At 59.0% G+C, this 2,375-nt stretch carries 2 protein-coding genes and 1 pseudogene; all 3 read left to right on the forward strand.

What is annotated here, in order from left to right:
• Positions 1 to 382, forward strand: a pseudogene (locus PO883_RS34135) (type VI secretion system Vgr family protein); the annotation flags it as partial.
• Positions 383 to 476: 94 nt separating this feature from the next.
• Positions 477 to 1,769 (forward strand): hypothetical protein, encoded by a 1,293-nt coding sequence (locus PO883_RS34140; RefSeq protein WP_289313752.1) that lies wholly within the window; start codon positions 477 to 479, stop codon positions 1,767 to 1,769.
• Positions 1,766 to 2,284, forward strand: a complete 519-nt coding sequence (locus PO883_RS34145; RefSeq protein ID WP_289313753.1) for a DUF6484 domain-containing protein — start codon at positions 1,766 to 1,768, stop codon at positions 2,282 to 2,284. The genes PO883_RS34140 and PO883_RS34145 overlap by 4 nt, the downstream gene beginning before the upstream one ends.
• Positions 2,285 to 2,375 lie beyond the last annotated feature (91 nt).

A 2,375-nucleotide genomic window follows, 5' to 3' on the forward strand; every position in this document is an offset into this window, starting at 1 on the left:
CATAAAGAACGAGAAAGACACCATCGGGAAAAACTGGTCGATCAACGTGGCCAAGTTCAAGACCGAGACCATCGGCATGGCCTACATGCAGAACGTGGGTATGGGACGTTTGGAGAACGTCGGCCTCGCGTACGCCGTCAACGTCGGTCTTGGCTACAGCCTGAATGTTGGGATGGTCATGGCGACCGTGGTTGGCACCGATCAGATTACCAAGGTAGGGAATAGCATTGCAATCAGTGCCGGGGACGAGCTGTCAATTACCGTCGGCAAGGCCACTCTTGTGATGAAGTCGGACGGTAGTATCGTCATCAACGGTAGCAAGATCAACATCAGTGCCTCCGGGACTGTGGCGGTCAAAGGTAAAGATATCCAGAACAATTGAACGCGGATGCTGGCGGCACGGACTTCGTGCCCCCGAATGTCGCCGTACGCAGTCAATTTTCATTGTTATTCCTGTGCAGTCGCTGGAGGCGGACATGTCAGACCAAAGCAGCACCCCTGCGCCGTCACTCTCTTTTAGCATTCCGTTGGTCGTGCGTCGGCACGCCACGGAAGTGGCTACACGCTGGTGGCGGCGTGATAGCGCCTACATCGATCATCCGAGAACCACATTCGGGATGCTGGCGCAATACGATGAATCCATCGACGCTCATCTCGACGGTCTGCTCGTCGCTGGAAGTGGCGGACTCGACGCAGTGCGAAATGCACTTGCCACCGATGCGCCGGACCTGTCCGCCGATATCTTTGCCGCGCTTGCGTTTGCTTTCCTCAGCGAAGACGAAGAGGCGATCACTTCAATGCTCGCTCGGACCGATGCGTTACCGGGTAAGGCATGGGCGCTGGATGGACTCTTTGCCTGGCACGACTCGCCGCCGATCGTCGCAGCCCTGAAGGCCCATCTGAACGATTCCAACCTGCGCTACCGCGATGCGGCGCTGGCGCAATGCCACACGCATCGGCTGTCAGGCGTGGATCACCTGTCCGCCATCCTGACGGGCAGTACCCCCGAACTGGTCAGCCGGGCGCTACGCACCGCGGGCGAATGCGGCCGCGTCGATTTGCTTGCGGAAGTACGAGCGTGGCTTGATCCGGCGAGGCGGTCCGACCCGGCCATCCGCTTTTGGGGAACATGGGCCGCGACCATGCTCAACGGCCTCGATGAAGAGTCGCTTACGGTGCTCCAATCGTTCGTTGAGCAAGGCGACAGCCATCAACCTCTTGCGCTCAAACTGATCTGCCTGTCCCTGCCTCAATCGCGGGTGCTGAAGTACCTGGGCAAGTTGTCGCAGTCGCCGCTGACGCCTGAACTGATGATAAAGGCGATTGGCTGGAGCGGTCATCCCGGATACGCCAACTGGCTCATCGAGCAAATGCGTGTGCCCCCCTTGGCCGCTGCTGCTGCCGAAGCCTTCCGCCTGATTACGGGGTTTGATTGCGAGCAGAGCGATGCCGAATTGGTCTCGCCGCTAAGTGAGGAGCAATTCGACGCGGCTACCAAGGACGGGTACGCCTATCCCGATGCCGACCGAGTTGCGGCGTGGTGGCGGGAAAATCAGTCGCACTATCGTGATGATGCAAGGACGTTTTTGGGGAGGCCCGTGAGCTTCGTATGGCTTTCCGAAATTCTCGACCACGGCGAGCAGGCCCACCGCGAACTCGCCGCTTTGCACTGGACCTTTCTGCAACCGGGAAGCATGCTGCTGCCGACACGCGCGCACAGCGCGATACAGTGGCTGCGTTTGCAGCAACTTAAAGAAAGTACATTATGACCGACACAACCATGATGAATGAGCAGGCCGCAGTTGCCCCGGAACCTCTCGCGGCTCAGGCCGCGCCAGTGACTGGACTTGTTATCGGCACCCTCACCGGCTTTACCAGCGACATGACTCCCCTCGTCGACTTTGACGGCAATCCGGCCCACGCACCGGCCATCGCACGCGCATTTGCGCCGCTTGCGCAGTCCGACATTGGAAGCATGGTGGCGCTCCAGTTTGAACGCGGCGACATCACGCAAGCTGTAGTCATGGGCCTCTTGCACCGCTCTGCCGTGAAGAGTAAAGACAGTGCGCAAGCCCCAACGTTGGCCTCTACACCATCACCCTTGCGAATAATCGGCGACAGCGACGAAGTGAAGTTGGTTGCGAATCGCAAGCTCACACTGCAATGTGGCCGAGCCAGCATCACACTTGATGTGGATGGCAACGTAGAAATACGCGGACTTGATCTGCTCTCGCGCGCCGCAGGGCAAAACGCGATCAAGGGCAGTTCCGTCTCGATTAACTGAAGAGCCGCCGATGAAGATCATCAACCACACCGGCTTTGCCGCCGCCTGCACCACCGCTGCGGATAAAAGCGGGCGCAAGCATCTACTGGTT

This window comes from Massilia sp. DJPM01 (genome assembly GCF_030348125.1).
GTDB classification, from domain to species: domain Bacteria; phylum Pseudomonadota; class Gammaproteobacteria; order Burkholderiales; family Burkholderiaceae_D; genus Telluria_A; species Telluria_A frigida.

Excerpts from the sequence above, each read along its gene's own strand:
- PO883_RS34140 (WP_289313752.1), top strand. The coding sequence starts at position 477 with ATGTCAGACCAAAGCAGCACCCCTGCGCCGTCACTCTCTTTTAGCATT.
- PO883_RS34145 (WP_289313753.1), top strand. The coding sequence starts at position 1,766 with ATGACCGACACAACCATGATGAATGAGCAGGCCGCAGTTGCCCCGGAA.